Genomic DNA, 23,510 nt, shown 5'->3' with positions numbered 1-23,510 from the left:
GAGCACACCATGCCGCAAAACGCCGACAAGATCATCGACCACGAGCTGCTGTTCCGCGAGCCGGAGTACCAGAAGCTCTTCGCCGACAAGAAGGCGAACTTCGAATACAAGCACGCCGACGTCAAGATCGACGAGATCCGCAACTGGACCAAGACGCCGGAGTACCGCGAGAAGAACTTCGCCCGCGAAGCGCTGACCGTCAACCCGGCCAAGGCCTGCCAGCCGCTGGGCGCCGTCTTCGTCGCCAACGGCTTCGCCAGGACGCTGCCGTTCGTGCACGGCTCGCAGGGCTGCGTCGCCTACTACCGCAGCCACTTCAGCCGCCACTTCAAGGAGCCGACGTCCTGCGTCAGCTCGTCGATGACCGAGGACGCCGCGGTCTTCGGCGGCCTGACCAACATGGTCGACGGCCTGGCCAACAGCTTCAACCTCTACAAGCCCGACATGATCGCGGTGTCGACGACCTGCATGGCGGAAGTCATCGGCGACGACCTGAACGCGTTCATCAAGACGGCCAAGGAGAAGGGCAGCATCCCGGCCGACTTCGACGTGCCGTTCGCGCACACCCCGGCCTTCGTCGGCAGCCACGTCACCGGCTACGACAACGCGCTGCTGGGCGTGCTGCAGCACTTCTGGGAAGGCAAGGCCGGCGTCACGGCGCCGCTGGAGCGCGTGCCCGACGAGAGCATCAACTTCATCGGCGGCTTCGACGGTTTCGTCGTCGGCAACCTGAAGGAGATCAAGCGCATCTTCGCGCTGTTCGGCGTCGAGGCGACGATCCTCTGCGACCCGTCCGAGGTCTGGAACACCCCGACCGACGGCGAGTTCCGCATGTTCTCCGGCGGCACGACCAAGGCCGAGGTCGAGCGTGCGCTGCACGCCAAGGCGACCATCGTCTTCCAGGAATACAGCTGCGAGAAGACCGCCAAGTACCTGCGCGAGAAGGGCCACGAGGTCGTCGTGCTGAACGCGCCGGTGGGCGTGGGCGGCACCGACGAGCTGCTGATGGCCATCAGCCGCCTGACCGGCAAGCCGGTGCCGGCCGAGCTGGAACTCGAACGCGGCCAGCTCGTCGACGCCATCGCCGACAGCCAGGCCCATCTGCACGGCAAGAAGTACGCGCTCTACGGTGATCCCGACCAGCTGATCGGCTACACGAAGTTCCTGCTCGAGCTGGGCGCCGAGCCGACCCACGTGCTGTCGACCAACGGCAACGAGGACTGGGCCGAGAAGGTGCGTGCGGTGCTCGCCGCCTCGCCCTACGGCCAGGACTGCAAGGTCTACCCGAAGCGCGACCTCTGGCACCTGCGCAGCCTGCTGTTCACCGAGCCGGTGGACTTCCTGATCGGCAACACCTACGGCAAGTACCTCGAGCGCGACGCCGGCACGCCGCTGGTGCGCCTGGTGTTCCCGATCTTCGACCGCCACCACTACCACCGTTACCCCACCTGGGGCTACGAGGGCGGCATGCGGCTGCTGACGATGCTGCTCGACGAGTACTTCGAGAAGCTGGACGCCAACACCAACATCGCCGGCAAGACCGACATCTCGTTCGACATCATCCGCTGACGGCCACGGCGGGCCGGTTCGCCCCGGCCCGCCGCCCTCACGAGGAGAACCCGCGATGACCGACCCCGACCGCGACAGCCCCGTGCTCGTGCGCCTCACGCGCGACGGCCGCCGCGTCGAGGTCATCGCCGGCGCCGTCTGCCTGGACGGCCGCCCCGAGGCGCACGAGCTCGTGCCCCTCTCAGAACATCCCAACCGCAGCGCGGTGCTCGCGCTGTGCCCCGACGCCAGCCACATGGCCGGCCGGCTGGCGCTGACGCTGGCCGAGGCCTCGGTCGCGCAGGCCGCGCTGCGCCGCGCCCGGGACGGCTTCGACGGCAGCGAGGCCGCGGTGCGCGAGCGCCTGCGCCAGGCCGTCTGGCAGCGCAGCATCGTCGGCCAGGGCGTCGACGAATGATCTACGTGCTCGAGTGCCCGCCCGCCGGCACGGCACGCGCCTGGTTCGCCTACGACGCCGAGGACCTGGTCGAGCGCGTCGCCGACCGCCGCGGACTGGCCGCCTGGGAGGTCTGGGACCGGCGCAGCCCGCGCGAACTGCTCGCGATGTGCGGCGAGCACCCCGAGGCCCCCGGCGTCGCCCAACGCCTGCCGGCGCTGTGCGCGCTCGGCGCCGAACACGGCTGGGACACGCCGCTGCACCGTGCCGACGCGCTGCTCGGCCGCGGCGTGATGACCGCCGTGGCGGTCGACACGCTGGAGGCCTGCGCCGCGACGCTGGACGCCGGCGGCTCGCCGGCCGTGATCTGGCCCGACGACACGAGCGCGATCCTGGCGTTCGAGGACGACACGCTGGTGCTGTGGCAAGGCGCCGGCTGGCGCGCACGCCACGCGCTGCGCGAACAGCTCGTCGCCACCGAGGCGCTGGCCGACGCGTGACAAAGTCCTGACGCGGTAACGGCGCTTGACGCCGGCCGCGAGCCGCGCATCATCGTTCCGAACGGGACGCCTGTCGGTCCGGTGCACCCGCCCGGGTGCAGCCGACGGCCCCCGCCGGGAAGGCGAAGACAAGGCATGCGTTTGCCATGGCGGTTCCTGATCGGGCTGCTGTGGGCCGCGGGCGCCCAGGCCCAGGGGCAGGTTTACGGGCTGGCCGGCAAGAGCACCGACGACCCCAACTACGTCGCCGCCTGGCGCGGCTGTGCCGCCGAGGCCCAGACCTGGGGCGACCGCTGCATCGCGCTCGGCGTGCGCGGCCCGGCCCGCGCACGCGCCCAGGACGCGGCCATCGTCGCCGGCCTGCAGCGCGGGCTCTCGGGCCTGGCCGTCGCGGTGACCAACTCGCGTTATCTCGGCGAGTCGGCCCTCGCGCTGGCGGCCGAACGCGGCGTGCCGGTCGTCACCTTCGAGACCGACGTCGACCCGGCGCAGCGCGCGCTGCGCCGCGTGCACATCGGCGCCGACAACGCCGACATCGGCCGCCAGCTCGCGGCCCTGGTCGCCGCGCGCCGCCCGGCAGGCGGCCAGCTCTGCCTGCTCGCCGGCGACTCGCACGACGCCGCCACGGCCGCCCGCGTGACGGCGCTGCGGCGCACGCTGGCGCAGGACCCGAAACTCGCCGAAGGCGCCCGCCTGTCAGGCGAACGCGGCTGGCGAGAGGTCGCGCGCTGCCCGTGGTTCAACGGCGACGACGCGCGGCGTGCGCTGCGCCAGCTCGCCACCGCGTTCCGCGACGAGGACACCGACGCCGTCGTGGCGCTCGGCGCCTGGCCCTTCGCCGACCCGGGCGCCTACCGCGCCGCCGTGCAGCCGCTGGCCGCGCAGGACCGGCAGCGTGTCGTCGTCGCGGCCACCGGCGCGCTCACGGCCGGGCAGAAGGCCCTGCTGGCCGACGGGCTGGTGCAGGGCTACGTGTCGGTCGACTACGAGCAGATGGGCCGCTACGCCTACCGGGCGATGAAGCGGCTGGCCACCGGCCACCCGGTGGAGCCGTCGATCCGGATCGGCGCGGTGGTGCGCCACGCGCTGTGAGCCGGCCCGCCGCGATGCCGCCGGCGATGCGCCGCCTGTCGCGTGAACTGCTGCTGCGCGTGGCCGCGGCCAGCGTCGTGCTGGTGCTGCTGGCGACGCTGGCCAACGCCTGGATCAGCCATCGCGACGAACGCGGCCGCCAGCGCGAGCAGGTGCAGGCGGTGCTCGGCGCCTACGGGCCGGCGCTCGCCAAGGCGGTCTGGGAACTCGACGACGCCTCGGTCCAGGTGCAGCTGCAGGGGCTGCGCAGCTTTCCGGCGCTGCTGTCGGCCGAGGTGCGCGGGCGCGGCATCGACGAACGCTACGCCAAGCCCGGCGCGAACCCGGTGCACGCCGGCGAGACGCTGCGCCACCCGCTGCCGGCCCCGGACGGCCAGGGCACGGTCGCGGTGCTCGAGCTGCGCCTGGACGAGGACTGGCTGAACGGCCAGGTCTGGCAGGCCTCGCGCCAGTTCGCGGCCGCGGCGCTGGTCGAGATGCTGCTGCTCGCGGCGCTGGTGTACGCGCTGGTCGCGCGCAGCGTCTCGCGGCCGCTGGAGCGGCTGCACGCCCACGTGCGCGCGCTGGACCTCAGCCGGCTGGGCGAACCGGCGCCCCGGCCGCCGGGCCCGGCCAACGAACTGCACGCACTTGCCGACGGCATCACCGGCCTGCAGCGCGCCCTGCAGCACCAGCTGGCGCTGCAGACGCGGCAGTTCGACGAAGTGCTGCGCCGCATGGCCGACGGCGCCGGCGTCGTCGACGCCGATGGCCGCATCGTCGTCTGCAACCCAGCCTGGGCGGCGATGCTCGGCGCCGCAGGGCCCGCGCAGGCGCTCGGGCTGCCGGCCACGGCCTGGCTCGCCGAACCGTCGTGGGACACGCTCGCTGCGCGGCTGGCGCAGGCGGGCACGCTGCCCGCCGAAGACCTGTCGCTGCGCCGCGCCGACGGCGGCACGCTGGCCACCGAGGCCAGCTTCGCGGTCTTCGCACGCGCCGACGCCGGCGCGCCGGTGCGCGTGCAGCTGGTGCTGCGCGACGTCAGCGCCCGGCGCGAGACCGAACGCACGCTGGTCGCCGCACGCGAGGCCGCCGAGGCGGCGACGCGCGCCAAGAGCGACTTCCTGGCCAACATGAGCCACGAGATCCGCACGCCGATGAACGCGATCCTCGGCATGACGGCGCTGGCGCTGCGCACCGAACTCGACCCGCGCCAGCGCGACTACCTCGAGAAGACCCGCGCCGCGGCGCAGTCGCTGCTGGGCATCGTCAACGTCATCCTCGACTTCTCGAAGATCGAGGCCGGCCGGCTGGAGCTCGAGCACGACGAGTTCGAGCTCGACGCGGTGCTCGACGGCGTCGCGGCCATCGTCGCGCTGCAGGCGCACGACCGCGGCCTGGGCTTCCTGCTCGACGTGTCCGAGCAGGTGCCGCGGCGGCTGGTCGGCGACGCGCTGCGGCTGTCGCAGGTGCTGGTCAACCTGTGCGGCAACGCGGTCAAGTTCAGCGAACGCGGCGAGGTGCTCGTGCGCGTCGAGGCGCTGGACGCCGCCGACCCGCACCTGCAGCGCCTGCGTTTCGTCGTGCACGACGAAGGCATCGGCCTGTCGCCGCAGGATCTGGAGCGCCTGTTCCGGCCGTTCAGCCAGGTCGACGCCTCGACGACGCGGCGCTACGGCGGCACCGGCCTGGGCCTGGCGATCAGCCGCCAGCTGGTGCAGGCGATGGGCGGGGACATCGCGGTGCGCAGCAGCCCGGGACGCGGCAGCGAGTTCGCCTTCGACGCGGTTTTCGGCCGCAGCGACCGGCCCGCCGCCGCGGCCCGGCGGGCGCCGCGTGAAGGCCTGCGCCTGCTGGCGGCCCACGCCAGTGCGCGCGCACGCACGATCCTGGCCGCCCGGGCGGCCGAGATCGGCTGCAGCGCAGCCGCGGCGAGCTCGGGCGACGAAGCCGCCGCCGCCCTGGCCGCCAGCGCCGTCGACCTGGTGCTGCTCGACGCGGCGCTGATCGCGGCGGACGCCGGCCTGCCCGCAAGGCTGCGGGCGCTGGCCGGCCCCGCCGCGCGGCTGGTGGCGCTGGTGCCCTACGGTGCCGACGACGCCGCGCGCCCGCTGCCGGCGGGTGTCGACACGCTGCTGGCCGCGCCGGTGACGACGGCGACGCTGCTCGCGCTGCTGGAGTCGCTGTTCGGTCGCGATGCGCCGGCCCCCGGCGAGCCGCTGCCGCGGCCGCCGGCGCCGCGCCGCCTCGAAGGCCTGCGCGTGCTGCTCGCCGAGGACAACCCGGTGAACCAGGAGCTGACGCTGGAGCTGCTGCGCCAGGCCGGCGCCAGCACGGCACTGGCCGGCGACGGCCTGGAGGCCCTGGCCTGGCTGGCGCGCGAACGTTTCGACGCCGTGCTGATGGACGTGCAGATGCCGGTGCTCGACGGCCTGGAGGCTACGCGCCGGCTGCGCCGACTGCCCGGGCTGGAGGCGCTGCCGGTGATCGCGATGACCGCGCACGCGATGGCCAGCGACCGCGAGGCCTGCCTGGCCGCCGGCATGAACGACCACCTGGCCAAACCCTTCGAGCCCGACGTGCTGATCGAGCGGCTGCGGCACTGGACCGGCATCGACGCCGCGCCCGCCGTCGCGCCGGCCGCTGCGCCAGCGGCGGCAGGGGCGCACGCCGTGCTGCCGCCCACGCTGCCGGGCCTGGACAGGGCCACCGGCCTGCGTTTTGCCGCCGGCCAGCCCGCGCTGTACCGGCGCGTGCTGGAACTCTTCGCGCAGTCGCGCGCCGGCATGCCGGCGACGATCGTCGAACAGTGTCGCGGCGGCGATCTGGCCGCCGCGGCTTCGGCGCTGCACATGCTGAAGTCGGAGTCGGCGACGATCGGTGCCACCGCGCTGCGCGAGGCCACCCGCACGCTGGAAGCCGCGGTGCGCTCGGGCGAACGCGCCGCGATCGACGCCGCGCTACCGGTCTTCGACGCCGAGCTGCGGCAGGTGCTGGACGGCCTGGCGGCGGCCTTCGGCACGCCGGCGGCCGAAACCCAGGCGTCGCGTTTGTCGTGATCCCGCCAACGCCGGCAACGCCGGCGCAGATCGCCAAGTCCTTGTCGGCGAAGGAGAAAACGCGCGGCGCACGACTGGCACCGATCGTGCAACACGGCATGGGCCGCCCACAGGAGCCCGCCGCATGTCCGCATCGCTCAACGCCAGGATCGCCCAGGTCTTCGACGAGCCCGGCTGCGACGTCAACCAGGCCAAGGGCGAGAAGGCGCGCAAGAAGGGCTGCACCAAGCAGCTGACGCCCGGTGCCGCCGCCGGCGGCTGCGCCTTCGACGGCGCCAAGATCGCGCTGCAGCCGATCGCCGACGTCGCCCACCTCGTGCACGGCCCGATCGCCTGCGAAGGCAACAGCTGGGACAACCGCCACAGCGCGAGTTCCGGCCCGAAGATCTACCGCACCGGCTTCACCACCGACATCGACGAGTTCGACGTCGTCTACGGCGGCGAGAAGCGGCTGTTCAAGGCCATCCGCGAGATCGCCGAGACCGTGCGCCCGCCGGCGATCTTCGTCTACCAGACCTGCGTGCCGGCGATGATCGGCGACGACATCGAGGCCGTCTGCAAACGCGCCAGCGAACGTTTCGGCCTGCCGGTCGTGCCGGTCGACGTGCCGGGTTTCGCCGGCCCGAAGAACCTGGGCAACAAGCTCGGCGCCGAGGCGCTGCTCGACTACGTGATCGGCACCGTCGAGCCCGACGTCAGCACGCCCTACGACATCAACATCATCGGCGAGTACAACCTGTCGGGCGAGCTCTGGCAGGTCAAGCCGCTGCTGGACGCGCTGGGCGTGCGCGTGCTGGCCTGCATCACCGGCGACGGCCGCTACCGCGAGATCGCGTCGGCGCACCGGGCCAAGGCCAACATGATGGTCTGCTCGAAGTCGATGATCAACGTCGCCACGCGCATGCAGCAGCGCTGGGGCATCCCGTACTTCGAAGGCTCGTTCTACGGCATCGCCGACATGAGCCGGACGCTGCGCGACATCGCCCGGCTGCTGGTGCAGACCGGCGCGCCGGCCGACATCGTCGACCGCGCCGAGGCCCTGATCGCCGCCGAGGAGCCGCGCGCCTACGAGCGCCTGCGCGCCTACCGCGAGCGCCTGGCCGGCAAGCGTGTGCTGCTGATCACCGGCGGCGTCAAGAGCTGGTCGGTGGTCTCGGCGCTGCAGGAAGCCGGGCTGGAGATCGTCGGCACCAGCGTCAAGAAGAGCACCAAGGAAGACAAGCAGCGCATCCAGGAGATCATGGGCGACGACGCCCACATGATCGAGGACCTCGCGCCGCGCGAGATGTACCGCATGCTGCGCGAGGCGCGCGCCGACATCATGCTGTCCGGCGGCCGCAGCCAGTTCGTCGCGCTGAAGGCGCGCATGCCCTGGATGGACATCAACCAGGAGCGCCACCACGCCTTCGCCGGCTACGAGGGCATCGTGACCATGGTCGCCGAGATCGACAAGGCGATCTTCAACCCGGTCTGGCAGCAGGTGCGGGCGCCCGCGCCCTGGGAAGCCCCGGCCGTGGCGCTGGCGGCCTGAACGGGAGCAGACGATGGCCCTCGTCACCGAAAGCAAGAAGTCCTGCAGCGTCAACCCGCTGAAGATGAGCGCACCGCTGGGCGCCAGCTTCGCCTTCATGGGGCTGGAGTCCTGCATGCCGCTGATGCACGGCTCGCAGGGCTGCACCTCCTTCGGCCTGGTGCTGCTGGTGCGCCACTTCAAGGAGGCGATCCCGCTGCAGACGACGGCGATGAACGAGGCGACGACCATCATGGGCGGCGACGACAACCTCGTGAAGGCGCTGCTCAACATCCGCCAGCGCGCCCAGCCGAAGATCATCGGCATCTGCTCGACCGGGCTCACCGAGACCAAGGGCGACGACGTCGACGGCACGATCCGCCTCGCGCGCCAGCAGCACCCCGAGCTGGCCGACACGGCCGTCGTCTACGCCTCGACACCCGACTACGTCGGCGCCTTCCAGGACGGCTGGGCGGCCGCCGTCACGGCGCTGGTCTCGACGCTGCCGCGCGTCGGCGAGCCGCGCCGCGACGGCGTCGTCGCGCTGCTGCCCGGCTTCCACCTGACGCCGGCCGACCTGGAGGAGCTGCGCGAGACGATCGAGGCCTTCGGCCTGCAGGCCGTCGTCGTGCCCGACATCTCGGGCTCGCTCGACGGCCACATCCCCGACACCTGGCAGGGCACGACGATCGGCGGCACGCCGCGCGCCGACATCGAGGCCCTGGGCGGCGTCATCGAGGTGCTGGCCGTCGGCGAGCAGATGCGCCCGGCCGCCGAGGCGCTGCAATCGCGCTGCGGCGTGCCCTACACGCTGTTCGACCGCCTGACCGGCCTGGCCGCCAGCGACGCCTTCGTGCGCCGCCTGGCCGAGCTGTCGGGCCGCGAGGTGCCGGCCAAGCTGCGCCGCCAGCGCAGCCAGCTGGTCGACGCGATGCTCGACGCCCACTTCCACACCGGCAACGCGAAGATCGCGCTCGCCGCCGAGCCCGACCTGCTGTGGGCCGCCGGCAGCTTTCTCGCCGAGATGGGCGCCGAACTCGCGACCTGCGTGACGACGACGCGCTCACCGCTGCTCGAACGCCTGCCGACCAGCGAAGTGCTGATCGGCGACCTGGAGGACTTCGAACGTTCGGCCGAAGCCACCGGCGCCGAGCTGCTGATGACGCATTCGCACGGCCGCCAGGCCGCCGAGCGCCTGGGGCGGCCGCTGTTCCGCCTGGGCATCCCGATGTTCGACCGCATCGGCAACGCCCACGTGCGCATGGTCGGCTACCGCGGCACACGCGACTTCGTCAACGCCGTCGGCAACGCGCTGATCGAGTGCATCGCTCACCACGGCCCTGACGACTGGCCGCTGCCGGCCGCCAGCCTGGCCGCCGTCGAAGCCGTGCCGCCGGCCGTGGCCCACGTCAGCGCCGTCATCCCGCGCCGCCGCCCGGCGGCCACCGATCCCGTCACTTCCCGGAGCGAACCATGAAAGTCGCCTTCGCCACACAGGACCAGCAGCGCGTGGACGCGCACTTCGGCTGGGCCCCGCATCTGGCGGTCTACGACGTCACCCCCGAGGGCTATGCCTTCGTGCAGGACTTCGCCTTCGGCGACGGCCTGGACGAGGACGGCGACGAGGACAAGCTGACACCGAAGCTGGCCGCGATCGGCGACTGCGCCATCGTCTACGTCGCCGCGATCGGCGGCTCGGCGGCGGCGCGTGTCGTCGCCAGCCGCATCCACCCGGTCAAGGTGACGCAGCCCGAACCGATCCTGGACATCCTCGACAAGCTGCAGAACGTGCTGCGCGGCACGCCGCCTCCGTGGCTGCGCAAGGCGCTGATGAAGGGCCAGGAACGCTCCTTCGACTTCGAGGACGATGCCGAGGTGAAGCGATGAGCGCCGCCGTCGAGAGCCCGGCGGCCGACGAGGCCGCGCTGCAGGACGGCTTCGTGCGCGAGCTGATCAAGCAGATCCGCGCCCAGGACACGCACGGCACCTGGGACGGCAAGAGCGACACGACGCTGCTCGAGCCCTTCATCCTGAGCGCCGAGCAGCGCCGCGCGCTGCCGATCATGGGCGACCCCGACCCCGACACGCTGTGGCGGCTGGACCTGTTCCACAACGCCGTCGGCCTGGCGATCGAACGTGCCACCGGGATCATGGTCAGCCCGATGACGAAGATGAGCCACGAAGGTTTCGGCCGCACGGTGCTGACCGCCGGCCGGCTGGTCGTCGTCAACCGCCATCTGCGCGACGTGCACCGCTTCGGCTACCCGAGCCTCGCCAAGCTGGCCGAAGCCGGCAGCAAGCTGGTCGCCGAAGGCGTGTCGATGATCAACGCCCACCGCGACGTCGCCACCTGGGGAGCATGAGATGGCCGACCTCGAAACCCTGAAGGCCGAGATCAAGAAGCTCAACGCCCGCGCGACGCAGGCCAAGATGGACCTGCACGACCTGTCGGAGGAACTGCCGACGAACTGGGAGCGCATCCCCGAGGTCGCCCGGGTCGCCCACGAGGCGCATGCGGCGCTGGTCGCCGCACGCGCGCAGCTCGCCGCGGCCCAGGCCGCCTGACGGAGAACACCGTGTCCGACTTCAGCATCACCCTGCCCTCGGGCGCCACCTGGACGCCCTCCTTCGTGCAGAAGATCGACGAAGGCAAGTGCATCGGCTGCGGCCGCTGCTTCCGTGTCTGCCCGCGCGGCGTGCTCGAACTGATCGGCCTCGACGAGGACGGCGAGCGGGTCTCGCTGGACCCGGACGGCGACGACGACGAGGAGTACGAGAAGAAGGTCATGACGATCGCGCACGGCGAGCTGTGCATCGGCTGCACCGCGTGCTCGAAGATCTGCCCGAAGAAGTGCTACTCGCACGCCCCGGTGGCCGCCTGATGGAGCCGCGGCCGGTGCCCGAGGCGCTGGCGCGGCGCGCGGCGCGTGCCGACGAGGTCGAGGACCTGGTCGCGCTGCTGCTCGACCACGCCGAGGGCCCGCGCGAAGCCGCGGCCGCCATCGCCGAGACGCTGGCCGTCGCCTGCCTGGGCGACAACCACCTCTGGCAGGACCTGCAGCTGGGCTCGCGCGCCGAGCTGTCGGCGCTGATGACCTGGTGGTTCCCGGCGCTGGTGCGCAAGAACAGCGCCGACATGAAGTGGAAGAAGTTCCTCTACAAGCAGCTGTGCGAGCGCGAGCAGCTCTTCGTCTGCAAGGCGCCGAGCTGCGCCGTCTGCTGCGACCACGCGCTGTGTTTCGGCCCCGAGGACGGCGCGCGCCGCGCCGTGGCCGTGGCCGCCTGAGCACGCCGGCACGATGTTCACCGCCGCGCTGCTGGACCTGGTGCAGCAGTCCGGGGACGGTGTGCTGATCCTCGTCGACGGCATCGACGAGTCCGACTTCCGCCATTCGCGGCTGACACGCGCCGAGGTGCGCCGGCTGCTGCTCGTCGTCGCACGCACGCTCGACGCGCTGCCGCCCGAGGCGCGGCGCACGATGCCCGAGATCGACCTCGACGGCTGGCGTGTCATCGGCAGCGCGCTGATCGACGACGGCCCCGGCGCCGACGACGCCGCCTGGTTCGCCGCCAGCTCGCTGCTGCCGGCGACGCTGGGCTGGCTGAAGCTGTACCGGCGCGAGGCGCCGCAACTCTTCGACTACCGGCCCTGAGGCGGGCGCGCCTGACGGATCACTCGTCGGGCGTCGCGCGCAGCAGCGCGCTGACGACCTCGTCGCCCAGGCGCGCGTGCGGGGCCACCCGCTCGATCAGCTCCAGCCGCTCGCGCGCCGTGTCCAGGTCGCCGGCTCGCAAGGCGATGAAGGCCAGCGCCTTGTGCATGAAGAGCCAGAAACGCGCCGGGCCGTCGGCGTTGAAGTCGGGTGCCGGCGCACCGTCGAGTGCACGGCCGTCGTCGTCCAGCCCGGCGGCGCGGCCGGCTTCGAGCAGGCCGCGCGCCGCGGCGCGTTCGGCGAGCTCGAACTCGCGCCGCTGCGCGTGGTGCTTGGCCAGCGCGAAGTACAGCACCAGGGCCTGCGGCGCGATGGCCTGCGCCGTCCACAGCAGCGCGCCCCGTTGCGCGGGGCCGGCCACCGCGGCCTGGCGCAGCAGGCCGTGCACGGCGGCCGGCACCGGGCCGCCGAAGAAGGCGTCGGACGCGACACCGGTGAACAGGTTCATCTGCGCTCCCCTTGTCTGCCCGTGGGCACGGGCCTGCATCCGGGCAAGCACGGCAGGTGCCAGACCGCCCGCGTCGCAATGGCGACAAAAGCGACAGGCCCGGCCGTGCCGACGGCACCACCGACGATCCGGCCGAGGCCAGGCAAGTGTCTGATCCAGATCAGATTTTTCCTGCGGCACGGGTTGGCACGGTCCCTGCGTTATGGGGATGCCTCGCCACTTCCGCCGGAGCCTCGTGATGGATCCCAGCGCCAAGCCGATCTACCTGGACTACGCGGCCACGACGCCGGTCGACCCGCGTGTCGTGCAGGCGATGCTGCCCTATCTGTATGAACAGTTCGGGAACCCCGCGTCGCGCAGCCACGCTTTCGGCTGGGCGGCAGAGGAGGCGGTGGAGATCGCCCGCGAACACGTTGCCGCGCTCGTCGGCGCCGACCCGCGCGAGATCGTCTGGACCTCCGGCGCCACCGAGAGCAACAACCTCGCGATCAAGGGCGCGGCGCAGTTCAACCGCTCGCGCGGCCGCCACCTCGTCACCGTGAAGACCGAGCACAAGGCGGTGCTGGACACGATGCGCGAGCTCGAACGCGCCGGCTGGGAGGTGACCTACCTCGACGTCGGCGCCGACGGCCTCGTCGACCCGGCGGCCTTCGAGGCCGCGCTGCGGCCCGACACCGTGCTCGCCTCGGTGATGCTGGTTAACAACGAGATCGGCGTCGTGCAGGACGTCGTCGCGCTGGGCCGCATCTGCCGCGCCTGCGGCGTGCTGCTGCACGTCGACGCCGCCCAGGCCACCGGCAAGGTGGCGATCGACTTCGCGTCCTGGCCGGTGGACCTGATGAGCCTGTCGGCGCACAAGACCTACGGCCCCAAAGGCATCGGCGCGCTGGTCGTGCGGCGCAAGCCGCGTGTGCGCATCGAGGCCCAGACGCACGGTGGCGGCCACGAGCGCGGCATGCGCTCGGGCACGCTGCCCACGCACCAGATCGTCGGCATGGGCGAGGCCTACCGGCTGGCGCGCGTGTCGATGGCCGCCGAGAACGAACGCATCCGCACGCTGCGCGACCGGCTGCTCGCCGGGCTGTCGGACATCCCCGAGATCCGCGTCAACGGCTCGCTCGACGCACGCGTGCCGCACAACCTCAACGTCAGCTTCCAGTTCGTCGAAGGCGAGTCGCTGCTGATGGGCCTGAAGGGCATCGCCGTCTCGTCGGGCTCGGCCTGCACCTCGGCCAGCCTGGAGCCCAGCTACGTGCTGCGGGCGCTGGGCCTGTCCGACGAGGTCGCGCACAGCTCGATCCGCTTTTCCGTCGGCCGCTTCACGACCGAGGCCGAGATCGACGCCGCCGTCGAGCAGACGCGCCGCACCGTCGAGCGCCTGCGCGAGCTGAGCCCGCTGTGGGACCTGCACTGCGCCGGCGTCGACCTCGCCGCCGTGCAGTGGGCGGCGCACTGATTCCTTTGCACACCCGGAGGCCGACATGGCGTACAGCGAAAAGGTCATCGACCACTACGAGAACCCGCGCAACGTCGGCGGCTTCGCGGCCGGCGACGACACGGTGGCCACCGGCATGGTCGGCGCGCCGGCCTGCGGCGACGTGATGAAGCTGCAGATCAAGGTCGACCCGAGCACCGGCGTCATCGAGGACGCACGCTTCAAGACCTACGGCTGCGGCTCGGCGATCGCGTCGAGCTCGCTGGTCACCGAGTGGGTCAAGGGCAAGACGCTGGAGCAGGCGCTGGCGATCAAGAACACCGCCATCGCCGAGGAGCTGGCGCTGCCGCCGGTGAAGATCCACTGCTCCATCCTCGCCGAGGACGCGATCAAGGCCGCGGTGGCCGACTACCGCCAGCGCCACGCCGGCCCGGGCGGGCTGATCGAGGAGCGCGCCTGCTCGCCCTCGTCGCCCGATCAACAGCACAGCGAAGCGGCCTGAAGCGCCGCGCCGACCACCAGGAGTCCACGATGGCCTGCCAGTCTCAAGGAAACGCCGCCGCGCCCGCCGAACTCGTGCCGCGCGCCGACCCGCCGCTGCTGCCCGAAGGCGAGCAGCCGATCCGCATCAGCGACGCCGTCGTCGCCAAGGTCAGCGAGCTGCTGGCCGAGGAAGGCGACCCCAGCCTGCAGCTGCGCATCTACGTCACTGGCGGCGGCTGCTCGGGCTTCCAGTACGGCTTCGCCTTCGACGACGAGGTCAAGGAAGACGACGTGCGCGTCGCGCGCGAGCCGATCACCGTCGTCGTCGACGCGATGAGCCTGCAGTACCTCGTCGGCGCCGAGATCGACTACGAGGACCGCCTGGACGGTGCGCGCTTCGTCATCCGCAACCCGAACGCGACCAGCACCTGCGGTTGCGGCTCGTCCTTCTCGGTGTGACGCCATGGCCATCAGCGTCACCCCCAAGGCCGCGGCCCAGATCCGCAAGGCGCTGGCCAAACGCGGCAGCGGCGTCGGCCTGCGGCTGGACGTCAAGACCAGCGGCTGCTCGGGCTACGCCTACGCGCTGGAGTTCGCCGACGCCGCCGCGCCCGAGGACCTGGCCTTCGAGTCCGAAGGCGTGCAGCTCTTCGTCGCCGCCAACAGCCTGCCGCTGCTCGACGGCACGCGGCTGGACTGGGTGCGCGAAGGGCTGAACGAAGGCTTCAAGTTCGACAACCCGAACGCCGCCGCCACCTGTGGCTGCGGCGAGTCGTTCGCCGTCTGAGAACGCCATGGCGCTGCTGCAGATCGCCGAACCGGGCCGCGCCGCCGCGCCGCACCAGCACCGGCTGGCCGTCGGCATCGACCTGGGCACGACGAACTCGCTGGTCGCCACGGTGCGCAGCGGCCAGGCCGTCGTGCTGCCCGACGGCGACGGCCGGCGCCTCGTGCCCTCGGTCGTGCACTACGGCGAGGACGGCGTGCTGACCGTCGGCGCCGCGGCCACGGCCTTCGCCGCCGCCGACCCGCAGAACACGATCGCCTCGGCCAAGCGCCTGATCGGCCGCGCGCTGGAAGACATCGCCGCCGGCAGCCTGCCCTATGCGCTGGAGCGCCTGAGCGACAGCGCCGTCGGCGTGCGCACGCGCGCCGGCGTCAAGAGCCCGGTCGACGTCGGCGGCGAGGTGCTGCAGGTGCTGAAGGAACGCGCCGAGGCTTCGCTGGGCGGCGAGCTGGTCGGCGCGGTGATCACCGTGCCGGCCTACTTCGACGACGCCCAGCGCCAGGCGACCAAGGACGCCGCGGCGCTGGCCGGCCTCAACGTGCTGCGCCTGCTGAACGAACCCACCGCTGCGGCCATCGCCTACGGCCTGGAGTCGGCCAGCGAAGGCGTCTACGTCGTCTACGACCTGGGCGGCGGCACCTTCGACGTCAGCATCCTGCGGCTGTCGCGCGGCGTCTTCGAGGTCGTCGCGACCGCCGGCGACGCGGTGCTCGGCGGCGACGACTTCGACCACGCGCTGGCGCAGTGGTTCGCCGGCGAGACCGGCGGCTGGCACCCGGCCGACCTGGCGCGGCTGCACGCCGCGGCGCGCCACGCCAAGGAGACGCTGAGCGGGCTGGACCGCGTCGTCATGCACTGCCTGCGCGCCGACGGCACGCCGGCGACGGCGACGATCACGCGCAGCCAGTTCGAGACGCTGACGCGGCCGCTCGTCGAGCGCACGCTGGGCCCGGTCAAACGCGCGCTGCGCGACGCGAAGCTCAAGCCCGCCGAGGTCGACGGCGTCGTGCTGGTCGGCGGCGCGACGCGCATGCCGGCGGTGCGCGCCGCCGTGGGCGCGCTGTTCGGCCGCGAGCCGTACACCGGCATCGACCCCGACGAGGCGGTGGCGCTGGGCGCGGCGATCCAGGCCGACCAGCTGGCCGGCAACCGCGGCGCAGACGGCCTGCTGCTGCTGGACGTGAACCCGCTGTCGCTGGGCCTGGAGACGATGGGCGGGCTGGTCGAGAAGATCATCCCGCGCAACAGCACCGTGCCGACGGCGCGCGCCCAGGACTTCACGACCTTCAAGGACGGCCAGACGGCGATGGTGCTGCACGTCGTGCAGGGCGAACGCGAGCTGGTCAGCGAGTGCCGCTCGCTGGCGCGCTTCACGCTGCGCGGCATCCCGGCGATGGTCGCCGGCGCGGCGCGCATCCGCGTCACCTTCCAGATCGACGCCGACGGGCTGCTGTCGGTCAGCGCCGTCGAGCAGACCTCGGGCGCGCGCGCCCAGGTCGAGGTCAAGCCGAGCTACGGCCTGGGCACCGAGCAGGTGGCCGGCATGCTGCAGCAGGCGCTGGGCCACGCCGCCGAGGACGCCGCGGCACGCGCGCTGCGCGAAGCCGAGATCGACGCCCGCCGCCTGCTCGACGCCACCGAGGCCGCGCTGCACGAAGACGGCGAGCGCCTGCTGTCCAGCCCCGAGCTGTTCCAGATCCTGCGTGCGATGCAGGACGTCATCGACGCGCTGGCAGAATGCGCCGAGGGTGAAGGCACGACGCCGGAAGCCCACCGGGCGCTGCGAGAGCGCCTGCGTCGTGCGGGCGACGAGCTCAACCGGATCACGACGCCGTTCGCGGCGCGCCGAATGGACGAGCGCGTGCGCAGTGCGCTGTCCGGTCGCACGCTCGAACAGATGGCTGCATGAGCGACGACACCCCCACCCGCATCACCGTCCTGCCGCACGCCCAGCTCTGCCCCGACGGCCTCGTCTTCGAGGCCGGGGCCGGCAACTCGCTGGTCGACGAGCTGCTGATGAACGGCATCGCGATCGAGCACGCCTGCGACAAGGTCGGCGCCTGCGCCACCTGCCACGTCTACGTGCGCCAGGGCGCCGAACACGTGAACCCGGTCGACGACGACGAGGACGAGCAGCTCTCCGACGCCTGGGGGCTGGAAGCCGATTCGCGGCTGTCGTGCTGCGTGAAGGTTGGCGGGCCGGAGCTGGTGATCGAGCTGCCGCGCTACTCCAAGAACCACGCCAGAGAAAGGTGAGCCCCCAAGCTCGCTGGCGCTCGCTACCCCCGAGGGGGCTGAGCACGGACGGAGCCAGTCCGGTGGACTGGCCCCGCCATGCGAAGAGCCGGGCCATTGGCCCGGCGCGGCCTGCAAGGCCGTCCGCCAACGAACCGGCAAAGCCGGCCCGAGGCGGGAAGCTTGATCGCGCCGCACCACTTGTCCGCGATCGCACGCCGCTGAACATCGAGGCGCCCCGGCCCCTGGCCGCGGGCGCTTCGTCGTTTCGGGCGTCGCCGGAAGTCCGGGAAGTCCGGGGTCAGGTCTTGCGCGGAAGTCCGGGGTCAGGTCTCGTGAGACCTGACCCCGCACGCATGACCCCGCACGCAGAGACCTGACCCCGCACGCTGTCACCGGCCACGCGCAACTGTCGCCAACCGCACAAACGGCACAGCCCGAAGCGCAAGCCCAAAACCCTTCAAAAACAGTCACTTGCGCGCGACACACGGGTGGCACGCGGCTTGCGAAACCCTGCTCACAGCAGCAGGAGTCCGCCCGTGTCCCTGGCCTCGTTACCGCACCGACTGACGATCAACGACACGACGCTGCGCGACGGCGAACAGACCGCCGGCGTCGCGTTCACCGACGACGAGAAGCTGGCGATCGCAGGCGCGCTCGACGCCGCCGGCGTGCCGGAGATGGAGATCGGCATCCCGGCGATGGGCGCGCACGAGGTCGAGCTGATCCAGGCGATCACGCGCCGCGTGCGCCAGGCGCGCACGATGGTCTGGGCACGCATGGCCGACAGCGACATCGCAGCCGCGCTGCGCTGCGGCGCCGACATCGTGCACGTCTCGGTGCCGGTGTCCGACGTGCAGATCGAACGCAAGCTGGCACGCGACCGCGCCTGGGTGCTGCAGACCATCCGCCACCACGTCGCGCGGCTGGCCGACGGCGGCGTCTCGGTCAGCGTCGGCTTCGAGGACGCCTCGCGCGCCGACGGCGGCTTCCTCGCCGCCGCCGCCGCGGCGGCCCAGGACAGCGGCGCGCGCCGCGTGCGCTACGCCGACACGCTGGGCCTGCTCGACCCCTTCCAGACGCGCGAGCGCATCGCCGCGCTGCGCGCCGAGGTCGACCTCGAGATCGAGATCCACGCCCACGACGACCTGGGCCTGGCCACCGCCAACACGCTGGCCGCGGCGATGGCCGGCGCCACGCACGCCAGCACCACCGTCAACGGCCTCGGCGAACGTGCCGGCAACGCGGCGATGGAAGAGGTGGTGATGGCGCTGCGCCACGTGCACGGCATCGAGTGCGGCATCCGCACCGAGACGCTGCCGGCGATCAGCGCGCTGGTCGCGCACGCCTCCGGCCGGCCGGTGGCGCCGGGCAAGTCCATCGTCGGCGACGCGGTGTTCAGCCACGAGAGCGGCATCCACGTCGACGGCCTGCTGAAGGACCGCCGCAACTACGAGGCCTTCGCGCCCGAGGAGCTGGGCCGCACGCACCGGCTGGTGCTGGGCAAGCACTCCGGCAGCGCCGCGGTCATCGAACGCTACGCGCGCCTGGGCCTGCCGGTGGCGCCGCGCCAGGTGCCGCGGCTGCTGGCGCGCATCCGCGCCCACGTCGCCGACACCAAGCTCGAACCCAGCGCCGACGACCTGGCGCGCTTCTACCTCGACCTGTGCGAGGACACGCCGGCCCGCGCCCATGCCTGACCGTTCCGAGGAGACGCCGATGACCAGCCTCACCCACCGCCTGCAGGGTCTGTCCAGCGCCGAGGACTTCCTGCGCTTCTTCGGCGTCGCCTACGAGGAGCGCGTCGTGCAGGTCAACCGCCTGCACATCCTCAAGCGCTTCCACCAGTACCTGAACGCCGCGCCCGGGCTCGGAGGGCTCGACGAGGTCGAGACCTTCCGCCGCTACCGCGTGCTGCTGACGCAGGCCTACAACGACTTCGTCGCCTCCAGCGCCCAGCGCGAGAAGGTGTTCAAGGTCTTCCAGGACGCCGAGGGCGTGCGCGCGGTGCCGCTGGCCTCGCTGCGCCAGAGCCTGGCCGAGCGCCGCAACGCCGGCGTCTGAACGTTCACGCGAGGAACCCCATGCACATCGTCGTCTGCATCAAGCAGGTGCCGGACTCGGCGCAGATCCGCGTCCATCCGGTGACCAACACCATCATGCGCCAGGGCGTGCCGGCGATCGTCAACCCGTACGACCTGTTCGCGCTCGAAGAGGCGCTGCGCCTGAAGGACCAGTTCGGCGGCCGCGTCACCGTGCTCTGCATGGGCCCGCCGCAGGCCGAGGACGCGCTGCGCAAGTGCATCAGCTTCGGCGCCACCGACGCGATCCTCGTCACCGACCGATCCTTCGCCGGCGCCGACACGCTGGCCACCAGCTACGCGCTGGCCGCGGCGATCCGCAAGATCGGCCAGGAGCAGGCCGTCGACCTGATCTTCACCGGCAAGCAGACGATCGACGGCGACACCGCGCAGGTCGGCCCCGGCATCGCCAAGCGCCTGGGCGTGAACCTGCTGACCTACGTCAGCCGCATCGTCGAGGTCGACCTCGACGGCCGCCGCATCCGCGTCGAGCGCCGCGCCGAAGGCGGCGTGCAGCTGCTGGAGACGACGCTGCCCTCGCTGATCACGATGCTCGAAGGCACCAACGAGATGCGCTTCGCGACGATGGCCGACATGCTGCGCGCCGGCCGCTGCCCGGTGCGGCGCTGGAACAAGGACGACGCCGGCATCGAGGACGTCTCCAAGATCGGCCTGAAGGGCTCGCCGACCGTCGTCAGCAAGGTCTTCGGCCCGACGCCGCGCGCGACCAAGGCCGAAATGCAGGTCGTCGCCGACTCCAGCGTCAACGACGTCTGCCTGAACCTGCTGCAGAAGATCTTCACCACCCACCCGACTCTGGAAGAAGAGACGGTGGAGCGCCTGAGCGCCTGAAGGAGTCGAGATGAGCGAAGCCGCCAAGCCCGCGCCCGCCAAACCGGCCGGTCGCGCCGGGCGCAACACCGAACTGCCCGAACACCTGAAGGCCTACAAAGGCGTCTGGGTCTTCATCGAGCACGACCGCGGCCACGTGCACAGCGTCAGCTGGGAGCTGATGGGCGAGGCGCGCAAGCTCGCCGACACGCTGGGCGTGACCGTCAGCGGCGTGCTGATGGGCGGCCCGGGCGACGACCTGGATCGCTACGCGAAAGAGGCCTACGCCTACGGCGCCGACCGCTGCTACCTGGTGCGCGACCCGGTGCTGCAGGGCTATCGCAACGAGCCCTTCACCAAGGGCCTGACCGACCTCGTCAACACCTACCAGCCCGAGATCCTGCTGCTGGGCGCGACGACGATGGGCCGCGACCTCGCCGGCAGTGTCGCGACGACGCTGGGCACGGGGCTCACCGCCGACTGCACCGAACTGCGCATCGACGGCCGCGCTCTGGCCGCGACGCGGCCGACCTTCGGCGGCTCGCTGCTGTGCACGATCATGACGCTGGCCTACCGCCCGCAGATGGCGACCGTGCGCCCGCGCGTGATGGCCATGCCGCGCCGCGACGACACACGCAGCGGCGACATCGTCGAGATGGCGCTGGGCATGGTCGAGACCGACATCGTCACCAAGCTGCTCGACTTCATCCCCGACGCCAGCCGCAACACCGTCAACCTGGCCTACGCCGACATCATCGTCACCGGCGGCAAGGGGCTGAAGACGGCCGAGAACTTCAAGCTCGTCTGGGAGCTGGCGCGCGTGCTCGGCGCCGAGGTCGGCGCCACGCGCGCCGTCACCCAGGCCGGCTGGACCGAGACCGAGCGCCAGGTCGGCCAGACCGGCAAGACCGTGCGGCCCAAGCTCTACATCGCCGCCGGTGTCTCCGGCGCGATCCAGCACCGCGTCGGCATGGAGAGCTCGGACTGCATCGTCGCGATCAACACCGACCCCAATGCACCGATCTTCGACTTCGCCCACCACGGCATCGTCGGCAACGCGATGCAGGTGCTGCCGGTGCTGACCCAGACCTTCCGCAACCACCTGGCCAAGCGCGTCCGCAAGGTCGCCTGAAGGAGCCCACGATGTCCCACGAGAAGTTCGACGCCATCGTCGTCGGCGCCGGCCCGTCCGGCAACGCGGCCGCGCTGACGATGGCCAAGGCCGGGCTGAAGGTGCTGCAGATCGAGCGCGGCGAGTACCCCGGCAGCAAGAACGTGCAGGGCGCGATCCTCTACGCCGACGCGCTGGAGAAGCTGGTCCCCGACTTCCGCGACGACGCGCCGCTGGAGCGCCACATCATCGAGCAGCGCATGTGGGTGCTCGACGACAACAGCTTCGTCGGCAGCCACTACCGCAGCGACGACTACAACAAGCCGCCCTACAACCGCTACACGATCATCCGCGCGCAGTTCGACAAGTGGTTCAGCTCCAAGGTGCGCGAAGCCGGCGCGCTGGTGATCTGCGAGACCACCGTCGAGGAGTTGCTGATGGACGGCGAGCGCTGCGTCGGCGTGCGCTGCGACCGCATCGGCGGCGAGGTCTTCGCCGACGTCGTCGTGCTCGCCGACGGCGTCAACTCGGTGCTGGCGCGCAAGGCCGGGCTGCACGGCGAGATCCAGGCCAAGAACGTCGCGCTGGCGGTCAAGGAGATCCTCTTCATGCCCGAGGAGGTGATCCAGCAGCGCTTCAACGTCAAGGAGGAGGAAGGCGTCGTCATCGAGATGGTCGGCAGCGTCACCGAAGGCATGGTCGGCACCGGCTTCCTCTACACGAACAAGGACTCGCTGACGATCGGCGTCGGCTGCCTGCTGTCGGACTTCAAGGCCAACGAGAAGCGCACCTCGCCGTACGCGCTGCTGGAGAAGCTGAAGAAGCACCCGAGCATCGCGCCGATGCTCGAAGGCGGCGAGATGAAGGAATACGCCGCGCACCTGATCCCCGAAGGCGGGCTGCGCGCCGTGCCGCAGCTCTACGGCCACGGCTGGCTCATCGTCGGCGACTCGGCCGGCTTCGTGAACGCCGTGCACCGCGAAGGCTCCAACCTGGCGATGACCAGCGGCCGCCTCGCCGGCGAGACCGTCGCCGCGGCCAAGGCCGCCGGCAAGGCGATGACGGCGCAGACGCTGGCGGCCTACAAAGCGGCGCTGGACGCCAGCTTCGTGATGAAGGACCTGAAGAAGTACAAGCACCTGCCCGAGGTGCTGGAGCGCAGCCCGCACTTCTTCGACACCTACCCCGCGCTGGTCAACCGCGCCGCCAAGACCTACTTCACGGTCGACGGCGTCGACAAGACGACCAAGCAGCGCGAGATCCTGGGCAGCTTCAAGGCCGCCCGCCGCGTCACCGGGCTGGTCGGCGACGCGTTCAAGCTGTGGAGGGCGATGCGATGAGCACGACGGTCGTCAACGTCGAGGAGAAGCTGTTCCAGAACCGGTACAAGGTCGACCACGGCCGGCCGCACATCCGGATCCGGAAGCCCGAGGTCTGCGCCAACAGCTGCCAGTCGCAGGCCTGCACCTACGTCTGCCCGGCCAGCTGCTACAAGGCCGAGGGCAACGGCACGGTGACGCTGATCACCGACGGCTGCCTGGAATGCGGCAGCTGCCGCGTGATCTGCACCGAGCACGCCAACGTCGAGTGGGACTGGCCGCGTGGCGGCTACGGCATCCTTTTCAAATTCGGCTAGAGCGGCGATGAACGACGTCGAGAAATTCCTCGCCCACGCCGTCGCGCTGGAGCGCGACGCGGCCCGGCGCTACGAAGACCTGGCGGCTTCGATGGCCACCGACGGCAACGCCGAGCTGCGCGCCTTCTTCGCCCGCATGGCGCACTTCTCGCGCCTGCACCTGGCCGAGGCCCAGGCACGCGCCGGCTGGCGCACGCTGCCCGAGTTGTCGGCCGACGAGTTCGAGTGGCCCGACGGCATCCCGCCGGAAACCGCCGAATGGGCCGGCGTCGACCCGATGATGGCCCCCACCGACGCGCTGGCGCTGGCGCTGGAAAGCGAGCGCCGCGGCCACGCCTTCTACGCCGCGATCGCGGCGATCAGCCCCGACGCCGAGGTGCGTGCGCTCGCCGGCGACTTCGCCGCCGAGGAAGCGCAGCACGTCGCCGAGCTCGAGAAGCTCGCCGCCGCCGCGGCCCGCTGACCCGCCCCCCGCGCTCTGCAGGCAGGCCCTTTGCGCTGCCTCAAGCCGCCGTCGGCCTCCCTCGACTGTCGGCGCGATTCGGCGTGCTTCTTGCACTGACACCATAGACCGGCGGCGGCAAGGCGGGCGATGCCCGCCAACGATGCGCCGGGCGCCCCGAGGTGGCCCGCCGCACCGTCTCGCCCGCCGGTCAGACGCAGGA

Annotated in this window: 27 protein-coding genes; 26 read left to right on the top strand and 1 reads right to left on the bottom strand. The window is 71.7% G+C overall.

Translation table 11 applies throughout. The features are described 5' to 3' along the window. Window positions 1-9: 9 nt before the first annotated feature. The 13 genes from nifK (at window position 10) to G5B56_RS16495 (ending at window position 11,738) form a co-directional block, all read left to right on the top strand. Entirely contained in the window at window positions 10-1,569 is a 1,560-nt protein-coding gene (gene nifK / locus G5B56_RS16555; protein ID WP_009857504.1) for a nitrogenase molybdenum-iron protein subunit beta, read from the top strand. Window positions 1,570-1,624: 55 nt separating this feature from the next. Further along, the gene (locus tag G5B56_RS16550; protein WP_009857503.1) at window positions 1,625-1,966 is read left to right on the top strand and encodes a hypothetical protein; all 342 of its coding nucleotides are present in this window, start codon (window positions 1,625-1,627) and stop codon (window positions 1,964-1,966) included. Next, complete coding sequence (locus G5B56_RS16545; protein WP_164963930.1) at window positions 1,963-2,445, top strand: hypothetical protein; 483 nt, start codon at window positions 1,963-1,965, stop codon at window positions 2,443-2,445. The genes G5B56_RS16550 and G5B56_RS16545 overlap by 4 nt, the downstream gene beginning before the upstream one ends. Window positions 2,446-2,580: 135 nt before the next feature. Then, on the top strand, window positions 2,581-3,537 hold the full coding sequence (locus G5B56_RS16540; protein WP_164963929.1) for a substrate-binding domain-containing protein: 957 nt from the start codon (window positions 2,581-2,583) through the stop codon (window positions 3,535-3,537). Then, window positions 3,534-6,575 (top strand): response regulator, encoded by a 3,042-nt coding sequence (locus tag G5B56_RS16535; RefSeq protein ID WP_164963928.1) that lies wholly within the window; start codon window positions 3,534-3,536, stop codon window positions 6,573-6,575. The genes G5B56_RS16540 and G5B56_RS16535 overlap by 4 nt, the downstream gene beginning before the upstream one ends. 124 nt (window positions 6,576-6,699) lie before the next feature. Next, a complete protein-coding gene (gene nifE / locus G5B56_RS16530; protein WP_009856098.1) occupies window positions 6,700-8,106 on the top strand; it encodes a nitrogenase iron-molybdenum cofactor biosynthesis protein NifE in 1,407 nt (468 codons plus the stop codon). A gap of 13 nt (window positions 8,107-8,119) precedes the next feature. Beyond that, on the top strand, window positions 8,120-9,562 hold the full coding sequence (gene nifN, locus G5B56_RS16525) for a nitrogenase iron-molybdenum cofactor biosynthesis protein NifN (RefSeq protein ID WP_164963927.1): 1,443 nt from the start codon (window positions 8,120-8,122) through the stop codon (window positions 9,560-9,562). Further along, window positions 9,559-9,972 carry a nitrogen fixation protein NifX gene (gene nifX, locus G5B56_RS16520; protein WP_009856100.1) on the top strand — a complete coding sequence of 138 codons (414 nt, stop codon included), beginning with the start codon at window positions 9,559-9,561 and terminating at the stop codon, window positions 9,970-9,972. The genes nifN and nifX overlap by 4 nt, the downstream gene beginning before the upstream one ends. Beyond that, window positions 9,969-10,448 (top strand): NifX-associated nitrogen fixation protein, encoded by a 480-nt coding sequence (locus G5B56_RS16515; RefSeq protein ID WP_009856101.1) that lies wholly within the window; start codon window positions 9,969-9,971, stop codon window positions 10,446-10,448. The genes nifX and G5B56_RS16515 overlap by 4 nt, the downstream gene beginning before the upstream one ends. A gap of 1 nt (window position 10,449) precedes the next feature. Next, window positions 10,450-10,650 carry a CCE_0567 family metalloprotein gene (locus tag G5B56_RS16510; RefSeq protein ID WP_009856102.1) on the top strand — a complete coding sequence of 67 codons (201 nt, stop codon included), beginning with the start codon at window positions 10,450-10,452 and terminating at the stop codon, window positions 10,648-10,650. A gap of 11 nt (window positions 10,651-10,661) precedes the next feature. After that, window positions 10,662-10,967: a ferredoxin III, nif-specific gene (gene fdxB / locus G5B56_RS16505; RefSeq protein ID WP_009856103.1), complete on the top strand. Its 306-nt coding sequence runs from the start codon at window positions 10,662-10,664 to the stop codon at window positions 10,965-10,967. Then, a complete protein-coding gene (locus tag G5B56_RS16500) occupies window positions 10,937-11,371 on the top strand; it encodes a nitrogen fixation protein NifQ (protein ID WP_237704853.1) in 435 nt (144 codons plus the stop codon). The genes fdxB and G5B56_RS16500 overlap by 31 nt, the downstream gene beginning before the upstream one ends. A gap of 13 nt (window positions 11,372-11,384) precedes the next feature. Next, complete coding sequence (locus G5B56_RS16495) at window positions 11,385-11,738, top strand: hypothetical protein (protein ID WP_009856105.1); 354 nt, start codon at window positions 11,385-11,387, stop codon at window positions 11,736-11,738. 19 nt (window positions 11,739-11,757) lie between these two features. Here G5B56_RS16495 and G5B56_RS16490 read toward each other — a convergent pair whose 3' ends face one another. Beyond that, on the bottom strand, window positions 11,758-12,246 hold the full coding sequence (locus G5B56_RS16490; RefSeq protein ID WP_009856106.1) for a hypothetical protein: 489 nt from the start codon (window positions 12,244-12,246) through the stop codon (window positions 11,758-11,760). Window positions 12,247-12,484: 238 nt separating this feature from the next. Between G5B56_RS16490 and G5B56_RS16485 the strand changes: the two genes are divergently transcribed. From G5B56_RS16485 to G5B56_RS16425, 13 genes are all read left to right on the top strand, one after another. Beyond that, window positions 12,485-13,702: an IscS subfamily cysteine desulfurase gene (locus tag G5B56_RS16485; protein ID WP_009856107.1), complete on the top strand. Its 1,218-nt coding sequence runs from the start codon at window positions 12,485-12,487 to the stop codon at window positions 13,700-13,702. A 25-nt stretch (window positions 13,703-13,727) separates the two neighbouring features. Then, a complete protein-coding gene (gene iscU, locus G5B56_RS16480) occupies window positions 13,728-14,183 on the top strand; it encodes a Fe-S cluster assembly scaffold IscU (RefSeq protein ID WP_009856108.1) in 456 nt (151 codons plus the stop codon). A gap of 29 nt (window positions 14,184-14,212) precedes the next feature. Further along, a complete protein-coding gene (erpA, locus tag G5B56_RS16475) occupies window positions 14,213-14,623 on the top strand; it encodes an iron-sulfur cluster insertion protein ErpA (protein ID WP_009856109.1) in 411 nt (136 codons plus the stop codon). Window positions 14,624-14,627: 4 nt separating this feature from the next. After that, on the top strand, window positions 14,628-14,951 hold the full coding sequence (locus G5B56_RS16470) for an iron-sulfur cluster assembly accessory protein (RefSeq protein WP_009856110.1): 324 nt from the start codon (window positions 14,628-14,630) through the stop codon (window positions 14,949-14,951). Between the two features lie 7 nt (window positions 14,952-14,958). Continuing rightward, the gene (gene hscA, locus G5B56_RS16465) at window positions 14,959-16,860 is read left to right on the top strand and encodes a Fe-S protein assembly chaperone HscA (RefSeq protein ID WP_009856111.1); all 1,902 of its coding nucleotides are present in this window, start codon (window positions 14,959-14,961) and stop codon (window positions 16,858-16,860) included. After that, entirely contained in the window at window positions 16,857-17,207 is a 351-nt protein-coding gene (gene fdx / locus G5B56_RS16460; RefSeq protein ID WP_009856112.1) for an ISC system 2Fe-2S type ferredoxin, read from the top strand. The genes hscA and fdx overlap by 4 nt, the downstream gene beginning before the upstream one ends. Window positions 17,208-17,725: 518 nt before the next feature. Next, entirely contained in the window at window positions 17,726-18,886 is a 1,161-nt protein-coding gene (nifV, locus tag G5B56_RS16455; RefSeq protein WP_009856113.1) for a homocitrate synthase, read from the top strand. 19 nt (window positions 18,887-18,905) lie between these two features. After that, window positions 18,906-19,250 (top strand): nitrogenase-stabilizing/protective protein NifW, encoded by a 345-nt coding sequence (gene nifW, locus G5B56_RS16450; RefSeq protein WP_009856114.1) that lies wholly within the window; start codon window positions 18,906-18,908, stop codon window positions 19,248-19,250. Window positions 19,251-19,270: 20 nt separating this feature from the next. Continuing rightward, a complete protein-coding gene (locus G5B56_RS16445; RefSeq protein WP_009856115.1) occupies window positions 19,271-20,119 on the top strand; it encodes an electron transfer flavoprotein subunit beta/FixA family protein in 849 nt (282 codons plus the stop codon). A 10-nt stretch (window positions 20,120-20,129) separates the two neighbouring features. Beyond that, a complete protein-coding gene (locus G5B56_RS16440; protein ID WP_164963926.1) occupies window positions 20,130-21,230 on the top strand; it encodes an electron transfer flavoprotein subunit alpha/FixB family protein in 1,101 nt (366 codons plus the stop codon). Window positions 21,231-21,241: 11 nt separating this feature from the next. Next, entirely contained in the window at window positions 21,242-22,549 is a 1,308-nt protein-coding gene (locus tag G5B56_RS16435; protein ID WP_009856117.1) for an FAD-dependent oxidoreductase, read from the top strand. Then, window positions 22,546-22,845 carry a ferredoxin family protein gene (locus tag G5B56_RS16430; protein WP_009856118.1) on the top strand — a complete coding sequence of 100 codons (300 nt, stop codon included), beginning with the start codon at window positions 22,546-22,548 and terminating at the stop codon, window positions 22,843-22,845. The genes G5B56_RS16435 and G5B56_RS16430 overlap by 4 nt, the downstream gene beginning before the upstream one ends. A gap of 7 nt (window positions 22,846-22,852) precedes the next feature. Continuing rightward, window positions 22,853-23,308 carry a ferritin family protein gene (locus G5B56_RS16425; RefSeq protein ID WP_164963925.1) on the top strand — a complete coding sequence of 152 codons (456 nt, stop codon included), beginning with the start codon at window positions 22,853-22,855 and terminating at the stop codon, window positions 23,306-23,308. Window positions 23,309-23,510 lie beyond the last annotated feature (202 nt).

The organism is Rubrivivax sp. JA1026, from assembly GCF_011065555.1.
Classification (GTDB): domain Bacteria; phylum Pseudomonadota; class Gammaproteobacteria; order Burkholderiales; family Burkholderiaceae_C; genus Rubrivivax; species Rubrivivax benzoatilyticus.
This window is presented reverse-complemented; position numbering and strand designations above follow the sequence as displayed.